This is a genomic window from Xanthomonas sp. 3793 (assembly GCF_024806835.1).
In the GTDB taxonomy this organism is placed as follows: Bacteria; Pseudomonadota; Gammaproteobacteria; order Xanthomonadales; family Xanthomonadaceae; genus Xanthomonas; species Xanthomonas arboricola_F.
The window spans coordinates 789373-808075 of sequence record NZ_JANTYU010000002.1; the positions used below are offsets into that span (position 1 = coordinate 789373).

The 18703-nt window shown below is 65.9% G+C and carries 16 protein-coding genes; 5 read left to right on the forward strand and 11 right to left on the reverse strand.

The window, feature by feature from the left end; all coding sequences use genetic code 11:
- Nucleotides 1-146: 146 nt before the first annotated feature.
- The 6 genes from FHY18_RS09705 to hutI all read right to left on the reverse strand — a co-directional run bounded on the left by FHY18_RS09705 (nucleotide 147) and on the right by hutI (nucleotide 8222).
- Nucleotides 147-875, reverse strand: coding sequence for a hypothetical protein (locus FHY18_RS09705; RefSeq protein ID WP_259153756.1), 729 nt, complete (start codon nucleotides 873-875; stop codon nucleotides 147-149).
- 302 nt (nucleotides 876-1177) lie between these two features.
- Nucleotides 1178-2281 carry an acyltransferase gene (locus FHY18_RS09710; protein ID WP_259154016.1) on the reverse strand — a complete coding sequence of 368 codons (1104 nt, stop codon included), beginning with the start codon at nucleotides 2279-2281 and terminating at the stop codon, nucleotides 1178-1180.
- A gap of 468 nt (nucleotides 2282-2749) precedes the next feature.
- Nucleotides 2750-4417, reverse strand: a complete 1668-nt coding sequence (gene hutU, locus FHY18_RS09715) for a urocanate hydratase (protein WP_259153757.1) — start codon at nucleotides 4415-4417, stop codon at nucleotides 2750-2752.
- Between the two features lie 16 nt (nucleotides 4418-4433).
- Nucleotides 4434-5291: an N-formylglutamate deformylase gene (gene hutG, locus FHY18_RS09720; protein WP_259153758.1), complete on the reverse strand. Its 858-nt coding sequence runs from the start codon at nucleotides 5289-5291 to the stop codon at nucleotides 4434-4436.
- Between the two features lie 166 nt (nucleotides 5292-5457).
- Nucleotides 5458-6999 (reverse strand): histidine ammonia-lyase, encoded by a 1542-nt coding sequence (gene hutH, locus FHY18_RS09725; protein ID WP_259153759.1) that lies wholly within the window; start codon nucleotides 6997-6999, stop codon nucleotides 5458-5460.
- A 17-nt stretch (nucleotides 7000-7016) separates the two neighbouring features.
- Nucleotides 7017-8222, reverse strand: coding sequence for an imidazolonepropionase (hutI, locus tag FHY18_RS09730; protein WP_259153761.1), 1206 nt, complete (start codon nucleotides 8220-8222; stop codon nucleotides 7017-7019).
- A 60-nt stretch (nucleotides 8223-8282) separates the two neighbouring features.
- On the opposite strand from hutI, the gene FHY18_RS09735 reads away from it, so the two are divergent.
- Both FHY18_RS09735 and hutC read left to right on the forward strand, forming a co-directional pair.
- Nucleotides 8283-9653, forward strand: coding sequence for a formimidoylglutamate deiminase (locus tag FHY18_RS09735; protein ID WP_259153763.1), 1371 nt, complete (start codon nucleotides 8283-8285; stop codon nucleotides 9651-9653).
- Between the two features lie 42 nt (nucleotides 9654-9695).
- Complete coding sequence (hutC, locus tag FHY18_RS09740) at nucleotides 9696-10433, forward strand: histidine utilization repressor (protein ID WP_259153767.1); 738 nt, start codon at nucleotides 9696-9698, stop codon at nucleotides 10431-10433.
- 485 nt (nucleotides 10434-10918) lie between these two features.
- Here hutC and FHY18_RS09745 read toward each other — a convergent pair whose 3' ends face one another.
- The 3 genes from FHY18_RS09745 to FHY18_RS09755 form a co-directional block, all read right to left on the reverse strand.
- Complete coding sequence (locus tag FHY18_RS09745) at nucleotides 10919-11929, reverse strand: restriction endonuclease (protein ID WP_259153768.1); 1011 nt, start codon at nucleotides 11927-11929, stop codon at nucleotides 10919-10921.
- 477 nt (nucleotides 11930-12406) lie between these two features.
- Complete coding sequence (locus FHY18_RS09750) at nucleotides 12407-12940, reverse strand: phasin family protein (RefSeq protein ID WP_046965565.1); 534 nt, start codon at nucleotides 12938-12940, stop codon at nucleotides 12407-12409.
- 162 nt (nucleotides 12941-13102) lie between these two features.
- The gene (locus FHY18_RS09755; RefSeq protein ID WP_005991192.1) at nucleotides 13103-13378 is read right to left on the reverse strand and encodes a polyhydroxyalkanoic acid system family protein; all 276 of its coding nucleotides are present in this window, start codon (nucleotides 13376-13378) and stop codon (nucleotides 13103-13105) included.
- A 213-nt stretch (nucleotides 13379-13591) separates the two neighbouring features.
- On the opposite strand from FHY18_RS09755, the gene FHY18_RS09760 reads away from it, so the two are divergent.
- Nucleotides 13592-14401 carry an FHA domain-containing protein gene (locus FHY18_RS09760; protein WP_259153771.1) on the forward strand — a complete coding sequence of 270 codons (810 nt, stop codon included), beginning with the start codon at nucleotides 13592-13594 and terminating at the stop codon, nucleotides 14399-14401.
- Here FHY18_RS09760 and msrQ read toward each other — a convergent pair.
- Both msrQ and msrP read right to left on the reverse strand, forming a co-directional pair.
- Nucleotides 14343-14999 (reverse strand): protein-methionine-sulfoxide reductase heme-binding subunit MsrQ, encoded by a 657-nt coding sequence (gene msrQ, locus FHY18_RS09765; protein WP_259153772.1) that lies wholly within the window; start codon nucleotides 14997-14999, stop codon nucleotides 14343-14345. The two genes, FHY18_RS09760 and msrQ, sit on opposite strands and share 59 nt — an antisense overlap.
- Nucleotides 15000-15152: 153 nt before the next feature.
- Complete coding sequence (gene msrP / locus FHY18_RS09770) at nucleotides 15153-16121, reverse strand: protein-methionine-sulfoxide reductase catalytic subunit MsrP (protein ID WP_259153773.1); 969 nt, start codon at nucleotides 16119-16121, stop codon at nucleotides 15153-15155.
- Nucleotides 16122-16297: 176 nt separating this feature from the next.
- On the opposite strand from msrP, the gene serC reads away from it, so the two are divergent.
- Together serC and pheA are read left to right on the forward strand one after the other, a co-directional pair.
- Nucleotides 16298-17383, forward strand: coding sequence for a 3-phosphoserine/phosphohydroxythreonine transaminase (gene serC, locus FHY18_RS09775; RefSeq protein ID WP_259153774.1), 1086 nt, complete (start codon nucleotides 16298-16300; stop codon nucleotides 17381-17383).
- A gap of 66 nt (nucleotides 17384-17449) precedes the next feature.
- The gene (gene pheA / locus FHY18_RS09780) at nucleotides 17450-18673 is read left to right on the forward strand and encodes a prephenate dehydratase (protein WP_259153775.1); all 1224 of its coding nucleotides are present in this window, start codon (nucleotides 17450-17452) and stop codon (nucleotides 18671-18673) included.
- The last annotated feature ends 30 nt before the right edge of the window (nucleotides 18674-18703 follow it).

Consider the following 18703-nt stretch of genomic DNA (forward strand, 5'->3'; position numbering starts at 1 on the left):
ATAACGGCGCGTTTTTTTTTGCGCTAGCCAGGCGCGGCTTCAAGGCCATCAATCCATGCGCACGCGGTGACTCCACAGTTCGCGCCACACACGCTCTTACGATTCCCGATTCCCGATTCCCGAATCCCGAATCCCGAATCCCGAACTCACTGCGCCACTGCCACCGCATCGTCCTGCACCGCATCTCGCACATCCTGCGCCAGCGTCGCCTTGACGATGATCGAGCGGATGGCGTCGGTGGCCTCCGACAGCGGCACGTCGCTGCTCAGGCGCTGGAAGGTATCGCGGCTGTTGTAGCCGGAGCCGTCCCTCAGATAGTGCTCGTACATCGACAGCAGATCCTGGCAGGCGGTGATCAATGCGGCGATATTGCCGCGTACCAACGCGTGGCCGATCTGGTCGAAACTGTGCAGGCAGTCGGCCAGCCAATGCAGATCGTAACGTGCGGTGCTGGGCTCGGGCGCATTGTGACCGCGGCTGTAGGCGCTGTAGCGGCGCAGGCTGCGGGCGACGCGCGCCACGTGGGCAAACAGCGTTCCGATCTCGTTGGCGATATCCAGCTGTTGCACCATGACCATCGGGATCACTTGCTCGGGCGCGTCCGCGCCCTGCTGTTCTACGGCGCTTTGTTCCTGCTGCTCCAGCGACTGCTTGAGCACGGTGTAACTGCGCTGCAGCGATTCCAGCTCCAGCGTCGTGGCTGCGGCGCGCGCCTTGAGCTGTGACAGCGCTGCCTGATAGCGCGCAAGACTGTCCTGGGTGCTGGCGTGCTGCCCGTACTCGGCGTTGAGCTGGCGCCCACGCACGTACGCCAGCCCCGTGGCGATGAGCGCCCAGAGTGCGAAAGCAGGCACCAGGTAGATCAGGATGCCCATGGGGATTCCTCGAAACGTTGCATACCTTGTCGGCTTGGCAGCGATGTTCTTGAGGGCAATCGGCGGCGGGCGATCAGTTTACTGGTCCACTCACCATCATCTGGCCGCTTTGGCTGCCAGCAATACCACCTAGCGGGTGCTGCAAGACAGATATGGGGGCAACGTAACCGTGATAGACGGGTGCTATCTGCCGCTTCCTGGCACTGGCCGCGCTCACCATCCGGTTCTGTCAGCTGCTTGAAACGTAAACGCCTCCGGTCAGGAGGCGTAACGTGGTATGCCGGTAAGCCAGTGGGCGGCTATCAAGGCAGCGGGGGCGTACCAGGCGACGCCTGTGTTGCCAATGCCACAGGGGGATTGGTCGGCAGCGGCGGCGCAGGCGCGGGGCGCAGCAGCAGACGCGTGCCCAGCCGGCGCAGCAGTGTGTTACCCGGCATTTCGACCAGGCGATACATGGCCCATGCCGCAGCAACGGTGATGGCGATGATCGGTAGCGCCAGGGCCGGCTTCGGTGGCATGCCATCCATCACCGCCAGCGCGGCATAGATGATCGGAATGTTCAGCAGATACATCGAAAAGCTGCATTCGCCGCTGAGCATCATGAAGCGGTTGCCGAGCAGGCGCTTGCTGAGGCCGGTATCGAAGGAGAACAGGAAGACGAAGATGCCGGAGAAGCCCGCCGTCTCCAGCGTGAGGTAAAGCTCGCGTTTGGAACCCAGATCCACGTCGATCACACCGAGGATCACCAGCGATATCAGTCCGATGACTGCCGCCTGCAGTATCGCGATCGCGGTCATGCTGTCGCTCGCACGCACGCGGCTGCGTATCAGGCCAAACACCACGCCTGCGAGAAAATAATGGATTTTCGATCCGACAAACGTACCGGGCAGTTCCTGTCGGTAGGCGATCAGCGCCATGATGGTGCCGAGCACCGCCACCATCAAGGCAACATTGTTCTTGTTGCGCAGGGCGCGCAACGAAAACCAGATGCCAACGAAGACCACGTAGAACTGAACTTCCGGCGGAATGCTCCATAGCGCGGAGACATTGCCCGAAAACAACAGGTGACGCAGCAGGTTGCCATGGCTGATGGCATAAACAAACTGCGGGTCGATCAGGTTGTAGATCAGGTACGAAGCCAGCACGACAGTGAGATAGGCCGGTGCAATGCGCGAGAACCTTGAAATGGCGTAACGGGCCACCGAGCCATAATTGGCTTCTTTATCGCCATAAAGAAACGCCATCAAGAATCCGCTCAGGGTAAAAAACACCATGACGCCCATTTCACCGGGATAAAGATGGGTGTCGGCGAAGAATTTTTCTTCGGCCAGATGTGCGTAGACCACCAGCAAGGCAGCGAGCCCGCGAATACCGGTCAATGAATCGATGCGCTGTTCCTGCTGCATGAGGGGGGCTCTCAGTGTGATCCATGCGAAAAAAACCCACGCCTGAACTGGCGCGATGCTGCTGTGTGGTGCGAAGTCGTCGTGGTCAGAGCATCCCCCCCCGGATCTGACCAGGTGCAAGCCTAGCCGATCGGCGCATTGCGCGTCATCGCTTTATGCAGTCCATCCCCATTGTGATGGAGGTCACGCAATGTATCGGGCTGAACAGGGACGCTGCATGTCGGGATTGGCCGCTGAGCCATGAACGCAAGATCGCCCCGTGTCGGCCAGGGCGCCGCATTCACTCCAGGCAAGCGGTACCAATGAGCGACGCGACGACCGTCGAACGTCGCACGCTTGGCCGGCGGATGCTGCAATGGAGGCAGGATGCAGGTTCGAGCGCTGGCGCCACCGCGTGGCGGCAGGCGCATTCGGTTCCAACGCGTGCGTCGGTCCACCCAGCACGCGGCACTGCTTCTTCGTATACCTTCAGATCAGAATCGCCGGCAGATCCAGTCCTTTCTCGCGCGCGCAATCGGTCGCAATGGCATAGCCGGCATCGGCATGGCGCATCACGCCGGTCGCCGGGTCGTTCCAGAGCACGCGTTCGATGCGTTTGTCGGCCGCTTCGCTGCCGTCGCAGACGATGACCATGCCGGCGTGTTGCGAGAAGCCCATGCCGACGCCGCCGCCGTGGTGCAGCGAGACCCAGGTCGCGCCGCTGGCGGTATTGAGCAGGGCATTGAGTAACGGCCAGTCGGACACCGCGTCGGAGCCGTCGGCCATGGCTTCGGTTTCGCGATTGGGCGAGGCCACGCTGCCGGAATCCAGATGGTCGCGGCCGATCACCACCGGCGCCTTCAGCTCGCCGCTGCGGACCATGGCATTGAAGGCCAGGCCCAACCGGTGGCGGTCGCCCAGGCCGACCCAGCAGATGCGCGCTGGCAGTCCCTGGAAGGCGATCTTTTCAGCGGCCATGTCGAGCCAGCGATGCAGATGCGCATCGTCGGGAATGAGTTCCTTGACCTTGGCATCGGTCTTGGCAATGTCGTCCGGATCGCCACTGAGCGCGACCCAGCGGAACGGGCCGATGCCGCGACAGAACAGCGGGCGAATGTAGGCCGGCACGAAACCGGGGAAGTCGAACGCGTCGGACACACCTTGCTCCAGCGCCATCTGGCGCAGGTTGTTGCCGTAGTCCACGGTGGGCACGCCGAGCGCGTGGAAGGTGAGCATCGCGCGGATATGGTTGGCCATTGTCTCGCGCGCGGCGGCTTCTACTTCCTTGGGCGCGCTGACGCGCTTTGCGTCCCACGCTTCCACGCTCCAGCCCTGCGGCAGATAGCCGTTGACCGGGTCGTGTGCGGAGGTCTGGTCGGTCAGCAGGTCCGGCTTGATTCCGCGTAGCAGCAGTTCGTCGAGCACGTCGGCGACGTTGCCGAGCAGGCCGACCGACAGCGGCTTCCTGGCCGTGCACGATTCCTCGATCAGGCGCAGCGCTTCGTCCAGCGAGTCGGTCCAGGTGTCCAGATAGCCGGTGCGCAGGCGCATGTCGATGCTGGAACGGCGGCATTCCACCGCCAGGCACGAAGCGCCGGCCATCACCGCAGCCAGCGGCTGCGCGCCACCCATGCCGCCGAGGCCGCCGGTGAACAGCCACTTGCCGGCCAGGTTGCCGGCGTAGTGCTGGCGGCCCATCTCGACGAAGGTTTCGTAGGTGCCTTGCACGATGCCTTGCGCGCCGATGTAGATCCAGCTGCCGGCGGTCATCTGGCCGTACATCGCCAGACCTTTCTTATCCAGTTCGTTGAAGTGGTCCCAGGTCGCCCAGCGCGGCACCAGGTTGGAGTTGGCGATCAGCACGCGCGGCGCATCGGCATGGGTGCGGAACACCCCGACCGGCTTGCCCGATTGCACCAGCAAGGTCTGGTCCTCGTCCAGTCGGGTGAGTGCGGCGACGATCGCATCGAAGGATTCCCAATCGCGCGCGGCGCGGCCGATGCCGCCATACACCACCAGTTCCTGCGGGCGCTCGGCCACGTCCGGGTCCAGATTGTTCATCAGCATGCGCAGCGGCGCTTCGGTGAGCCAGCTCCTGGCGGTGAGCGTGGTGCCGGTGGCGGCGCGGATGACGCGGGTTGCATCGTGACGGGTCATGCCGGGTTCCTTGCAATCAACGGTTGGCCGCGTGCGGCGCGGTGTTGGAGAGGGGCGCATTGGCGAACTGCAGGCAGGCCAGCAGCACGTGTCGCAGCACTGCGCGCAACGCGACGGCGTGCACCGGCTGCCACGGCGTGGGCCAGCTGTCCTGGGTGATGGTGTCCGGCTCGCGCATGTAGCCGCGGCAGGCCAGCTCCATCTGCAGCGTGTGCACGCCCCGATCGGGTTGCGCGTAATGACGGGTGATCCAGCCGCCCTTGAAACGTCCGTTGCGCACGGTGCTGGAGCCGCTGCTTCGGCACAGCTGTTCGACGGCGTCGGCCAGGGCGGGATCGCAGCTGCGATCGTCGTTGCTGCCGATGTTGAACTGGGGCAACTCACCGTCGAACAGGTGCGGGATGACCGAGCGGATCGAGTGCGCGTCGTACACCACAATGTTTGCGTGGCGCTGACGCAGGCGCGCGATTTCGTCGGACAGGGCGAGGTGATACGGGTCGAACCACTGCGTGCGGCGCAGATCGATCTGCGCCTGATTCGGCGCCTGCCCGTCGGCATACAGCGGCTGATTGTCAAAGGTGGTCAGTGGACACAGGCCGGTGGTGTTCTGGCCCGGATACAGCGATGCGCCACTGGGGTCGCGGTTGACGTCGATGACCGAGCGCGAGATGGCCGTGCGCACCGTCGTGGCACCCATCGCCTGTGCGAAGTCGTACAACTGGTGCACCCACCAATCGGCGTCGCGGCGCGCCAGCCATGGCGACACGAACTGGTCGGCCACCGTCTCGGGCAGCTCGGTGCCGGTATGCGGGAAGCTGATGAGCAATGGCGCCTCGCCGCGATGCACCTCCAGCCAAGCGGGCAGGGCGCTCATCGCTGTGCTCCGGTTGCATGCTTGGAAACCAGAAAGTCGTGCCGGCCAGAGCGAGCGTCATCGGCTTTAGTACGCAATGCAGCCGTGTTGCGTGCAGATCTCGCGTCCGCCGCCAACGCACAGCACGGCGCCATGGCGCTGCGCAAATGCTGTGTTAGCCGCTGCGTCATGCGTGCTGCTCCACGCCCGGCAACGCGATCGCCGCCGCGTCGGCCAACGCACCCGAGCGCACCAGCGCGCTGGCCGCCAGCATGTCGGGATGAAAGTAGCGATCGTCCTGCAGCATGGGCACCTGTGCACGCAGCAGGGCGCGTGCGGCTTCCAGTGCAGTGCTGGAGCGCAGCGGCGCATGGAAATCGCAGCCTTGCACCGCCGCCAGCAACTCGATGCCGATCACGTGCGCGGCATTTTCCGCCATGGCCAGCAGGCGTCGCGCGCCATGCGCGGCCATCGACACATGATCTTCCTGGTTGGCCGAGGTCGGGATCGAGTCGACGCTGGCCGGATACGCGCGCTGCTTGTTTTCCGACACCAATGCCGCAGCAGTCACCTGCGGGATCATGAAGCCGGAATTCAGGCCCGGGCGCGGGGTCAGAAACGCCGGCAGGCCGGACAGCGCCGGGTCGACCAGCATTGCGGTGCGGCGTTCGCTGATCGAGCCGATCTCGCATACCGCCATCGCCAGCATGTCGGCAGCAAAGGCCACCGGCTCGGCATGGAAGTTGCCGCCAGACAAGGCCTCGCCGGTGTCGCTGAAGACCAACGGGTTATCGGAGACGCCATTGGCTTCGATTTCCAGCGTGCGCGCAGCCTGCCGCATGATGTCCAGCGCCGCGCCCATCACCTGCGGCTGGCAACGCAGGCAATACGGGTCCTGCACGCGCACATCGCCAAGACGATGCGATTCGCGGATCGCCGAGTCGGTCATCAACGCCCGCAGCGCCGCAGCGGTTGCGATCTGCCCCGGTTGCCCGCGCAGTGCATGGATGCGCGCATCGAACGGCGTATCGGAGCCCTTGGCCGCTTCCACCGATAGCGCTCCGGTCACCAGCGCGGCCTGCAACACGGTTTCGATCTCGAACAGGCCGGCCAATGCACAGGCGGTGGAGAACTGGGTGCCGTTGAGCAGCGCCAGGCCCTCCTTGGCGCCGAGCACGCGGGGCTGCAACTGCGCCTGCGCAAGCGCGTCGGCGGCAGGCAAACGCTTGCCGCCGACGAAGGCTTCACCGACGCCGATCATCGCCGCCGCCAGATGCGACAGCGGCGCCAGATCGCCGGACGCACCGACCGACCCCTGACACGGCACCACCGGAGTGATGCCCTGACGCAGCATCGCTTCCAGCAATGCCAACGTGTCCGGCTGCACGCCCGAGGCTCCCTGGGCAAGGCTGGTGAGCTTGAGCGCCATCATCAGCCGCACCACCGGCACCGGCGTGGGATCGCCGACGCCGGCTGCGTGCGACAACACGATATTGCGTTGCAAGGTCTGCAGGTCCTGCCGCTCGATGCGCACGCTGGCCAGCTTGCCGAAACCGGTGTTGACGCCATAGACCGGCTCGCCGCGCGCGACGATGGCCTCCACGGTCTGCGCGCTGCGTAGCACCGCCGCCGCGCAGGCGTCATCCAAGGCCACGTCAGCGCCGCGATACAACGCGCGCCATTGCGCCAGCGTCACCTGGCCGGGTTGCAAGACAACAGAAGCACTCATGACAACTCCACGATCGATCAGGTCGAATGCCCGCGCCAGATGCGGGCATGAAGAGGGTTGAAACCCATGCGATAGACCAGGTCGGCCGGCGCGTCGATGTCCCAGATCGCCAGGTCGCAGTCCATGCCGGCGCGCAGCTGGCCAAGCCGGGCGCTGCGGCCGAGCGCACGCGCAGCTTCGCGGGTGAAACCGGCGATGCATTCGTCCACCGTCATGCGGAACAACGTGGCCGCCATGTTCATCGCCAGCAACGGGCTGGTCAGCGGCGAGGTGCCCGGATTGCAGTCGGTGGCCAACGCCAGCGGCACCCCGGCCGCACGCAGCGCATCGATCGGCGGCAGCTGGGTATCGCGGGTGAAATAGAACGCGCCGGGCAGCAGGACCGCCACGGTACCGGCAGCGGCCATCGCATCGATGCCGGCCTGGTCCAGGTATTCGATGTGGTCGGCCGACAACGCGCCATGGCGCGCCGCCAGGGCTGCGCCGTGCTGGTTGCTCAGTTGCTCGGCGTGGATCTTGACGCGCAAGCCCTGGGCCTGCGCGGCGGTAAAAACCTGTTCGGCCTGCGCCGGCGAAAACGCCAGGTGCTCGCAGAACACGTCGACCGCCTCGGCAAGCTCCTGCGCGGCAATGGCCGGAATCATCTGCGTGCACACCGCATCGATGTACCGCTGCGCATCGCTGCCCGGCGGCACCGCATGCGCGCCTAAAAAAGTCGGCACGACTTCGACCCGACGCAGCGTGGCAAGTTGGCGCGCCACGCGCAGTTGCTTGGTTTCGTCCTCGAGCGTGAGCCCGTAGCCGGATTTGATTTCCAGCGTGGTCACGCCCTCGGCGAGCATGGCGTCCAGGCGCGGCAGGCTGGCGGCGAGCAATGCGGCATCGGCTGCGGCGCGGGTGGCGCGCACGGTGGCCACGATGCCGCCACCGGCCGCGGCGATCTGCGCATAGCTGGCGCCGCGCAGGCGTTGTTCAAACTCGTTGGCGCGATTGCCGGCATAGACCAGGTGGGTATGGCAATCGATCAGGCCCGGGCTGATCCAGCGCCGCTGGCAATCGTGCGTGCTGTCTGCTTCGAGCGCGGGCGCCTGTGCCGCCGTGCCGGCATACACGATGCGGCCGTCCCGGCAGGCGATCACGCCATCGTCCACGATGCCCAGGCCAGCATCGGCGGCGTCCAGGGTCATCAGCTGCGCGTTGTGCCAGAGGGCGTCGCAATGCATGGCGCAGGCTCGTGGTGTCTGATATGTATATACAATAAGATCGTCAATCGAGGGTGTCCAGTGGCAGATCAACCGGTACAGGCGTTGTGGGCAGCGCGGGCCCTGTTGCCCAGTGGCTGGGCGGGCAGTGTCCGGATCACCCTGGAGCAGGGGCGCGTCGCTACGGTACAGAGCGAGGTGGCCGCGGCCGCCACCGATACCCGCGCAGAGATGCTGGTACCAGGCCTGGGCAACCTGCACAGCCATGCGTTCCAGCGCGGCATGGCCGGCCTGACCGAAGTGGGGGGGCGCAGCGGCGACAGCTTCTGGAGCTGGCGCGAGTTGATGTACCGCTTCGTCGACCGGCTGGATCCGGACAGCCTGCAGGCGATCGCCGAGCAGGCGTATGTCGAGATGCTGGAAAGCGGCTTCACCCGCGTCGGCGAATTCCATTATCTGCACCACGCTGTCGGCGGTGCGCCCTACGCGCATGCCGGCGAGATGTCCGAGCGCATCGCCGCTGCGGCCGTCAGCACCGGGATCGGGCTGACCCTGCTGCCGGTGTTCTATGCGCATTCGGATTTCGGCGGGGCTGCACCGAGCGCGGCGCAACAGCGACTGATCCATGACATCGATGGGTTCGCGCGCCTGCTCGAGCACTGCAGGCTCAGCCTCAAGGCATTGCCCGATGCCGTGCTCGGGCTGGCACCGCACAGTTTGCGTGCGGTCACGCCGCAGCAACTGCTGGCGCTGGTGCCGCTCACCGATGGCCCGATCCACATCCATATCGCCGAGCAGCAGCGCGAAGTCGACGCCTGCCTGGCGTGGTCGGGCCAGCGTCCGGTGCAATGGTTGCTGGGCAACGCACCGGTGGCGGCGCGCTGGTGTCTGGTGCACGCCACGCATGTGGACGCCAGCGAGCTGCGGGCGATCGCCGACAGCGGCGCGGTGGTCGGGCTGTGCCCGATCACCGAGGCCAATCTGGGCGACGGCTTGTTCCCGATGCAGGCATTCGCCGCCGCCGGTGGGCGCTTTGGCGTGGGCTCGGATTCGAACGTGTTGATCGATGCGGCCGAAGAACTGCGCCTGCTCGAATACGGCCAACGACTGCACCGGCAGGCGCGCAACGTGCTCGCGCCTGCCGACGTCTCCAGCGGGCGCTGGTTGTACGACCAGGCGGGCGACGGTGCAGCGCAGGCGCTGGGCGTGGCGCGGCATGGAATCCAGTCCGGCGCTGCGGCCGATCTGGTGGAGCTGGACACTGCCCATCCGTCCTTGCTCGCCCGCAGCGACGACGCCTTGCTGGACAGCTGGCTGTTCGCCGCACGCGCCACTGCCGTGCGTCACGTCTGGCGCGGCGGGCGCCAGGTGGTGCGCGATGGTCGGCATGTGGATCGCGCGCGCATTGCCACGCGTTTTGCCGGCGTGTTGCGCACAGTGCTGGGCAATTGAGACGATGCGGGCACAATGCAGGTCTGACCGGAGACCGCAGCTTTGACCGCCACCCCCATCGCCGCACCCGGCACCTTGCATCAACGCATCCGGCAGGATCTGGAGCAACGCATTCATAGCGGCGACTGGCCGCCGGGCCATCGCATCCCGCCCGAACACGAGTTGATGACGCAGTACGGCTGCTCGCGCATGACCGTCAACAAGGTGCTCGGCCTGCTCGCCGATGCGGGCATGATCGAGCGCCGCCGCCGCACCGGGTCGTTCGTGGCCCGGCCGCATCCGCATCTGGAGCAGGTGGCGCTCTCGATCCCGGATATCGAAGTGGAAATGACCACGCGCGGTCACCTGTATGCGTTTTCGCTGTTGTCGCGCCGGCTGCGCAACGTGCGTCAGCGCGTGCCTCAGGAGCGCGCGTTGGGCAGCACCGGCAAACTGTTGGCGCTCGATAGCGTGCATCTGGCCGACGGCAGCCCGTTTGCGCTGGAGCAGCGCGTGATCGATGTGACCACCGTGCCAGACGCATTAAGGCAGACGTTCACCGATGTGGCGCCCGGGAGCTGGCTATTGCGCAACGTGCCGTGGACGCGCGCCGAGCATCGCATCAGTGCGGTCAGCGTCGACGCCGTACAAGCCAGGTGCCTGCAGGTCAACGAGGGTGCTGCATGCCTGGTGATCGACCGCCACACCTGGCGCGGCGATCAGCCGGTGACCTACGTGCGGCAAATGTTTCTGGGCGGCTCATACGATCTGGTGGCGCGATTTGCGCCCGGCATGCGTTGAGGGGCGGTGCTGGAATGGGTGGGTGGCATCGGTAACGGTGCTGTGGAAGATGTCGGCGTGATCGACATCGACGTGTCGCAGGCAGCGCTGCCTGAGCGGGTCAGCAGCTGCAATCACGCCGCAAATCGAACGCGCAATCCTTTCGAGGCGTCGGTCGGCCAATCCATGTATCCCGACATTTGGCTGACAGAGGGGCGTGACTCCCGACTGCAGGCAGCCAGCCGGTCCATCTGCGGCAGGGCAGCGCCGGTGTGCAGACGATCGTGCGCACGACTGCCGTCTCATGCCTTCTCGTGCTGTCTTGGCTGGATCGGGTGACGTAAGGATCGCGACCTCGACGTCCGCAGGTAGTCAGCCGGCGCATTTGCGCCACTGCTTTCTGGACTTGCAGCTGCTTGTGCATGCAACTGCCGTCTCGATCAATCGCGTCCATATCAGAACCGCCGGTGCTCGATGGCGCGGCGCAATCTGTAGGGCACACCCGGTCAGATCGTGGTGCATTGCCGCCAGCGCACCGGCTCGTCCACACCGGGGCGGGGATTGAGCTGTACGCGGACCGTGCGCAGATAGGGATAGCGTTCGAGCTGCTGGCAGATCAATGGCCAGGCCGCGCTGTCTTCCACGGTGCGATCCACCGCCAGCGTTGCCTGGGTGATCCAGATGCCGCGCACCAGGCCCGGCGTTTGCGCCAGCGTCCTGGACACCTCGCGGCGATAGCCTTGCAGCGTTGCGTCGTCCGGCTCTGCCGCCGTTGCCGGCGGCAGGGGGGCGGCCGTTGTCGACGCTGCACCGGGCGCAGCCTGCGGAGCGTTCACCGGCGAAGTGGCCGCCGGTGGCGTGCGCGGTGCCGCATCCGCCGATGCACGCGCAGCGGCCACCGTCTGCGCCGGTGCCGGAGCAGGCTCAGGGGGGCGCAGCGCCAGCACCGCTACCAGCGCCAGCGTGGCCAGTGCGGCACCGGCGATGATGCTGTGGCGGATCGCCCGTCGCCGCGCCATGTTGACCACGCCGGTCTCCACATCGCCCGGCAGATAAGGCTTGAGCAGTGGCCATAGCCGCGTGCCGTCCAGCACTTCGATGGACTGTTTTTCCGCAGCGGCCAGGCCTTCGCGCTCCATGCGGCCCTCGGTCACCATCACGCCGCCGCCGGCACCGGCCAGCCGCGCCATCGCGCCCAGCTCGTTCACAGCAGCCACGCCGATGCGATAGCCGCGGCCATGCTTGCAGGCCACCAGGCGGGTGCCGTGATCGGTCTGCATCATGAAGTCGGCCGTGGGCAGGCCGTCCTGCGGCAGCTGCACCGGCTGCCAGCCACGCTGGTCCTGCAGGACCCGCAGCACCACGGTGGAAAAATCGCGCCAGTGCATGGCCGCCAGCGCGCGGATGCCCGCATCGGTTTCGTTGGCGCGACGTCGCACCAGCCAGAAGTAGACAGACACCGCCAGCCAGAGCAGCAGTGCGGCCAGCAGCGCCAAGATCCAGGAAGGCATAAGCATCAAGCGAGGGTATGGCGCGTATAACGAATCGGTACGCCTAGAAGAATCCTTCGCGCAGGTTTCGTCAATGCATCGCAGGCAGGGATGTCACGAGCCGTGACCCAGGCAGCGAAAGACCCGCCAGTCCGAAGCCGTGAGGGGAGGGGAGCAAACGGACTTCGTGTTGCAGGACTGGCGGGTCCTTCCCGATTGTCCGAAAAATAATGCTGCCTTGCAACATCGCGCATGTGTATGGCTGCTGCCCGGCCGCAGATGCGCAAGCGTGGCGCACCTTGGCGACGCCAGCTAGGCTTGCGACGCCATGCTGCGTAATGGCGTCCAGCCTATCGCCGCCCAGACGGAGGCCTCAATGATGCCGTCAGCCCACAGACGGTCCAACCCGAAGAGTTGCACGGGCAACCCCCATGCAGATCGAACTGCTACCTCTACCCGCCGCCGGGGGGCGTGAGATTTCGCCATCACCAGCGGCGGTAACGCTTATTCCCCGTCGAACGCCGCCGGATTGCCGGTCGACGAGCCCGCGTCGCTGCTCGCAGCCTGTGCGGCCTGGTTGGCGGTGCGATTGGCCCGCTTGGTTGCGGCGGTGTTGGCCCGCACCTGCGCCTTCAACGATTCGACCTCGCGACGCAGGTTTTCCAGTTCTTCCTGCTCGGGGATATTGAGCGTGCGCAGCACCCCCTTGACGCGCTCGTCGAAGGCCTTGCCCAGCTTGTCCCAGCCGCGCACTGCGGTATCGCGGGCCTGCTCGAACTGGGTCTCCACTTCCTCGCGCAGCTCGTCCACGCTGTCGGCGGCCTTGCGCTGGCCGCTGCGTTCGTAGGCGGCGCCTTCGCGCACCAGCGAGTCGAACAACTTGCCGCCTTCGCTCTGCACGCGGCCCAGTGCGCCGAGTCCGGCCAGCCATACGGTCTGCGCCGACTCGCCAAGCCGCCGCGAAATCTGCTCTGCCTGGGCCTGGAAGCCCGACGCCGTGGTGTCACGGTTGCCGTTCTGATCGTATCCGGTCGTCATGCGATGCTCCTGTCGATTGCCGAAGTGACGTTACGTTCACCCTAGTGCCGGCCCTGCATCGGGCAGGTGAAGCGGTGCCCGACCCGGCCCGGCTCAAGCATCCGCCCATCGCGTGCGGGGCGGGTGACTTGGCGCTGAAGCAGCTGTGAGGACAGCGCTCGCTCAGGCGAGCTTTTCCGAGAGCAGGCGACGTATTTCCGATTCCACCATCGGCTGCATGGCTGATAGCAGGAAGCCGAGTTCGGCGGTGACATGCACCTGCTGCGGCAGTAGCGCGATCGCCCCGTCCACGCCGGCGCGGGAGATGCGCAAGGTGTCGCCTTCCCAATGCGAGGCGACGCCGTAGCGATCGGTCAGTTTGCGCGCCGCCTCGTCGATCGCCGCGCGGGCCTGTGCCGGCGGCAGGGAATGGTCGTGGCGGATATCGATGCTGGACATGAGCTGCCTGGGTAAGACGAAAGTAGTCGCGCATTGTGCGCATGCGCGCGGCTGGCTCCAAGTGTGGACGCACGTTGCAGGGCCGCACCGAGGCGAGCAAAGCGATGCTGCGGCGACGCGGTGACGGACGCGGCCCGCATTTCGAACGCGCGGTAGCGGCTGCGCGCGAGGTGATTGGCCGCTGGCGGGGGCAAACCTGTTAGTCTGCCGCGGGTGCGCGACCTGCAAGTTCATTTCACTCACCGGCAGCAGCCGGATCATTCCCTCAAGCCCGGCGTCCACCGGATCGTCCGTCATGCCTCTGGCAGCGTGCGGGTGGTGGCTGATGCCCAGGGGGCGCTGCTGTTGGCGCAATTCTGTCTGGACCAGCGCGGCCTGTGGCTGCAGGTGGCCAACGGCATCCGCGGCATCCACGTCAACGGGCGCCCGGTGCGCCGCATGGCGTTGTTGCGCCCGGGCGATGCGATCTATGCCGATGGCGTGGAGATGCTGTTGCGCAGTGCGCCCTCCAGCGCGCCGGCCAACGATACGCCGGAAGACGATGCCGGCCTGAGCGAAGTCTGCCTGCTGTTACGCGGGCTGGGCGGCCGTCACCACGGGCGCAGCTTCACCCTGGACCGCTCGCGTCTGGTCGGCAGCGACCCGGCCGCGGACATCGTCATCGACGACCCCGCCTTCGCCGCGCAGCATGCACGCCTGGAGCGTCATGGCGACCGCGTACTGATTCGCGATCTCGGCTCGGAGGAGGGCAGCTGGATCAACGGCGTGCAGGTGCGCGATGGCTGGCTGCAGGCCGGCGACCAGGTGGTGTTTGACGCTCGCCACCGCTTCGTGGTGGAAGTGCCGCGCATCCATCACGGCACCACCTGGGACATCCCCGATTCCGAGCCGCCGCTCCCCCCGCGCGCCGTCGCCGAGCCGGCGCGCGCGCCGATGAAGGTGGCGCGTTGGCCGTGGCTGCTGCTCAGCGCGGTGTTGCTGGCGGCTGCGCTGAGCGCCTTGCTGTGGTTCGGCGCGCGCTGAGTTTCTTCCAGGTCCGCCAGCCCAGCAGGGCCGCAAGGATGCCGGCATACAGCGCCGGTTCGCGGATATCGGATTTCACCAGCCACCAGAAGTGCAGCACCGCCAGCACGCCGATCGGATAGATCAGCTGATGCAGGCGGCCCCAGTTGCGCTTGAGCCGCCGCATCCAGCCCTGGGTCGAGGTGATCGCCAGCGGCACCAGCAGCAGCCACGCCGCGAAGCCCACGGTGATGTAGGGGCGCTTGATGATCTCCTCGAAGATCTGCGTCCAGAAGCCGCGCAGGTCCAGGCTCAGGTACACCGCCAGGTGCACGCTGGCATAGAAGAAGGCGTACAGCCCCAGCATGCGGCGGAAGCGGATCAGCACGGCCTGGCCGGTGAGCTGGCGGAGCGGGGTGATCGCCAGGGTGATCACCAGAAAGCGCAGCGCCCACACCCCGGTGCGATGCTCGATCTCGGCCACCGGGTCGGCGCCCAGTGCATCGCTGCCGTTCTGCCACACCTGCCAGAACTGCCAGGCCAGCAATGCGATCGGCGTCAGTGCGGCGGCATGCACCAGGGTCTTGGCGGCAATCAGGGAAGCGGACGTCTTGGCCATGCGATCTCGAACAAGGAAGCGGTGCCACGCGGGCAGGAGATGCCGCGCGGGCAGGAAACGTAGGAGCGCACCCGGGCGCGACAGGCATTACCGGTAAGGCCCGTCGCGCCCGGGTGCGCTCCTACGACAGGTCGGTATCAGAGGGGGCGTCGCCTAGAACCACTTCTTCAGGTCCATGCCCGCATACAACGAGGCGACCTGATCGGCATAGCCATTGAACGGCTTGGTCGCGATGCGCTCGGCAAACAACTTGCTGGCGGTGCCCGCGATGCGCCGCTCGGTCTTCTGGCTCCAGCGTGGGTGATCCACCGCCGGATTGACGTTGGAAAAGAACCCGTATTCGGACGGCTGCAGATCGTGCCAGGCGGTCTCGGGCATCTTCTCGACGAAGCGGATCTCCACGATCGACTTGATGCTCTTGAAGCCGTACTTCCATGGCACCACCAGCCGCAGCGGCGCGCCGTTCTGCTGCGGCAGCGGCTTGCCGTACAGGCCGGTGGCCAGCAGCGTCAGCGGGTGCATCGCTTCATCGATGCGCAGGCCTTCGCGGTAGGGCCAGTTGATCGAGCGATAGCGCACGCCTGGCATCTGCTGCGGATCGGCCAGCGTGGTGAACGCCACGTACTTGGCCTTGGAGGTTGGCGCGAAGCGCTTGAGTACCTCGCCCAGCGGCACACCGGTCCACGGGATCACCATCGACCAGCCTTCCACGCAGCGCAGCCGGTAGATGCGTTCTTCGGCGCTGATGCCTTTGAGCAATTCGTCCAGCGACAGGCTGCCGGGCTTTTCGCATTCGCCGCTGACCTTCACCGACCAGGGCGACAACTTCAGGGTCTTGGCGGCCTTGGACGGGTCGGTCTTGTCGGTGCCGAACTCGTAGAAGTTGTTGTAGCTGGTCACGTCTTCCAGCTTGGTCAGTTCTTCGGCGGTGCGGAAGCCGCTGCGCGCCTGCGCCGGCGTCACCACGGTCTTGGGCGGAGGCGGCGGGTCGGCCTCGGCGCATCCGGCCATGCCCAGTGCCGGGGTCAGCGCAAACAGCTGCAGCAGCCGGCGCCGGTCGCGGTAGACGGACTCATCGGTGATCTGGCTGGACGGCAGTTTGAACGCATCGCGAAACGACATGGCAGGCTCCGGCAGTGGCTGCAGCGTGAGAGTAGCCCACAGGGGTGAACGTTCGTCCCGTGGCTGTCACCACGTTACGTGAGGCCCGGTCAAAAGGATGCAGCTGCAACTTTTTTACCCGCTGCCAAGCCCGATGCGCTGCGGCATACTAGAAGGCTAGCTCGACAAGGTGTGCCATGACACGCGCGTTCAATTTCAGTGCCGGCCCTGCGACATTGCCGGAAGTGGTCCTGCGGCAGGCGCAGGCGGAGATGATCGAGTGGAATGGCGTTGGCGCTTCGATCGTTGAAATCAGCCACCGCAGCGCCGATTTCATGGCCGTAGCGGCCGCGGCCGAAACCGATCTGCGCAGTTTGTTGTCCATTCCCGACGACTACGCGGTGCTGTTCACCGCCGGTGGCGCCACAACCATCCAGGCCTTGTTGCCGCTGAATTTCGCCGCGCCCGGGCAGGCCGCCGACTACGTGATCACCGGGCACTGGGGCAAGACTGCGATCAAGCAGGCGGCCACCTATGTGGATGCGCGCATTGCCGCCGATGCGCAGGCAGATGGCTTTATCGACATTCCGCCGGTGGCCAGCTGGACCTTGTCGCCGCACTCGGCCTACGTGCACATCACCGCCAACGAGACCATCCACGGCGTCGAATTTCGCGACACGCCGGATGTCGGTACCTTGCCGCTGTTTGCCGATTTCAGCTCGTCCATTGCTTCCGAGCCGCTGGATATCTCGCGTTACGGGCTGATCTACGCCGGTGCGCAAAAGAACCTGGGCCCGGTCGGTATCTCGGTGCTGATCGTGCGGCGCGACCTGCTGGAGCGCGCCGGCCAGCCGCGTGCGGACATCTTCAACTACGCCTCGCATGCCGCGCGCGATTCGATGCTCAACACCCCGCCGACCTGGAACTGGTATCTGCTCGGGCTCACCGTGAAGTGGATGCTGGAGCAGGGCGGGGTGGAAGAGTTCGCACGTCGCAATGCCGAGAAAGCCGCGTTGGTCTACGGCGCCATCGATCGCTCCGGCGGCTTCTATCGCAACCTGATCAAGCCGGCCGTGCGCTCGCGCATGAACATCCCGTTCTTCCTGCCGGACGAGCAGCTGGACGCGTTGTTCGTCAGCCAATCCAAGGCCGCCGGTCTGCTGGCATTGAAGGGCCACAAAGCCGTCGGTGGCATTCGCGCCTCGCTCTACAACGCCATGCCGGTGGCTGGCGCGCAGGCGCTGGTGGCCTTCATGCACGACTTTCAGCAGCGTCACGGCTGAGTCCCATCTTCGACCGCGGCGCAGGCCGCGCAGGCGCTTGCGCCGTTTTTCAAGGAATGCCCAGCGATGGCTCCCAAGTCCAACAAACCCGCTGCTGCCAAGGGCAGCAAGACCAAAACAGCGAGCAGCCCGGCTGACACCTCGGCGACCAGGCAGGTCGCCCAGCCGGCGACCAAGCCGGGCAAGTCCATCGGCAAGCCGGCTGCCGCCGCACCGGTGCTGGCCGACGTGCGCGCCAAGATCGACGAGATCGACCGCAACATCCAGGCCTTGATCGCCGCGCGCGCCAACTTCGCCCACCAGGTCGGCAAGGCCAAGGGCAAGCTCGCCGCAGCGGTGGATTACTACCGCCCCGAGCGCGAAGCGCAGGTGCTGCGCATGGTGGTGGACCGCAACGAAGGCCCGCTCAGCGATGAAGTGCTGGTGCACGTGTACCGCGAAATCATGTCGGCCTGCCTTGCCCAGCAGGAGCCGCTGAAGATCGGTTATCTCGGCCCGGAAGGGACCTTCAGCCAGCAGGCCGTGCTCAAGCATTTCGGTCGCTCGGCCGTGGGTCTGCCGATGGCGACCATCGAGGAAGTGTTCCAGGAAGTTGAAGCCGGCAATGCGGACTTCGGCGTGGTGCCGGTGGAGAACTCGGGCCAGGGCACCATCCAGGTCACGCTAGACATGTTCCTGACCTCCAACCTGAAAATCTGCGGCGAAGTCGAGTTGCGCGTGCACCAGTATCTGCTCTCGCGCAACGGCCGACTGGAAGATATCGAGCGCATCTACGCGCATTCGCAATCCTTCGCCCAGACCGCCGGCTGGCTGCGCTCGCACCTGCCCAAGGTCGAGAAGATCGCCGTCTCCAGCAATGCCGAGGGCGCGCGGCGCGCGCGCAATGCCGAAGATGCCGCAGCGATCGGCGGCGAGAGCGCCGCGCACGTGTATGGCTTGAAGAAAGTCATCATGAAGTCGATCGAAGACGACGACGACAACACCACGCGTTTCCTGGTGATCGGCCGGCAGATCTTTCCCACCTCCGGGCATGACCGCACCTCGGTGCTGGTGTTCATCCACGACAAGCCGGGCGCGTTGTTCGACGTGCTCAGCCCGTTCGCGCGGCATGGCATCAGCATGAATCGCATCGAGTCGCGTCCCTCGCACCAGGCCAAGTGGGAATACGGCTTTTTCATCGATCTGGCCGGCCACGTGGAAGACGAGGCGATGAAGCAGGCGTTGGCCGAACTGGAAGCGCATTCGGCGCAGATCAAGGTGCTGGGCTCGTATCCGGTGGCGATCCCCTGAGTGCTCGACCACCCGCCCAACTGGCGCGCC

What these genes read in the sequence shown, in the direction of transcription:
- hutU (WP_259153757.1), bottom strand. Translation starts at nt 4,417, where the DNA reads ATGACCCGTCACGATGCAACCCGCGTCATCCGCGCCGCCACCGGCACC.
- hutI (WP_259153761.1), bottom strand. Translation starts at nt 8,222, where the DNA reads ATGCATTGCGACGCCCTCTGGCACAACGCGCAGCTGATGACCCTGGAC.
- FHY18_RS09705 (WP_259153756.1), bottom strand. Translation starts at nt 875, where the DNA reads ATGGGCATCCTGATCTACCTGGTGCCTGCTTTCGCACTCTGGGCGCTC.
- FHY18_RS09745 (WP_259153768.1), bottom strand. Translation starts at nt 11,929, where the DNA reads ATGCTTATGCCTTCCTGGATCTTGGCGCTGCTGGCCGCACTGCTGCTC.
- msrQ (WP_259153772.1), bottom strand. Translation starts at nt 14,999, where the DNA reads ATGGCCAAGACGTCCGCTTCCCTGATTGCCGCCAAGACCCTGGTGCAT.
- FHY18_RS09750 (WP_046965565.1), bottom strand. Translation starts at nt 12,940, where the DNA reads ATGACGACCGGATACGATCAGAACGGCAACCGTGACACCACGGCGTCG.
- msrP (WP_259153773.1), bottom strand. Translation starts at nt 16,121, where the DNA reads ATGTCGTTTCGCGATGCGTTCAAACTGCCGTCCAGCCAGATCACCGAT.
- FHY18_RS09755 (WP_005991192.1), bottom strand. Translation starts at nt 13,378, where the DNA reads ATGTCCAGCATCGATATCCGCCACGACCATTCCCTGCCGCCGGCACAG.
- serC (WP_259153774.1), top strand. Translation starts at nt 16,298, where the DNA reads ATGACACGCGCGTTCAATTTCAGTGCCGGCCCTGCGACATTGCCGGAA.
- hutG (WP_259153758.1), bottom strand. Translation starts at nt 5,291, where the DNA reads ATGAGCGCCCTGCCCGCTTGGCTGGAGGTGCATCGCGGCGAGGCGCCA.
- pheA (WP_259153775.1), top strand. Translation starts at nt 17,450, where the DNA reads ATGGCTCCCAAGTCCAACAAACCCGCTGCTGCCAAGGGCAGCAAGACC.
- hutH (WP_259153759.1), bottom strand. Translation starts at nt 6,999, where the DNA reads ATGAGTGCTTCTGTTGTCTTGCAACCCGGCCAGGTGACGCTGGCGCAA.
- FHY18_RS09710 (WP_259154016.1), bottom strand. Translation starts at nt 2,281, where the DNA reads ATGCAGCAGGAACAGCGCATCGATTCATTGACCGGTATTCGCGGGCTC.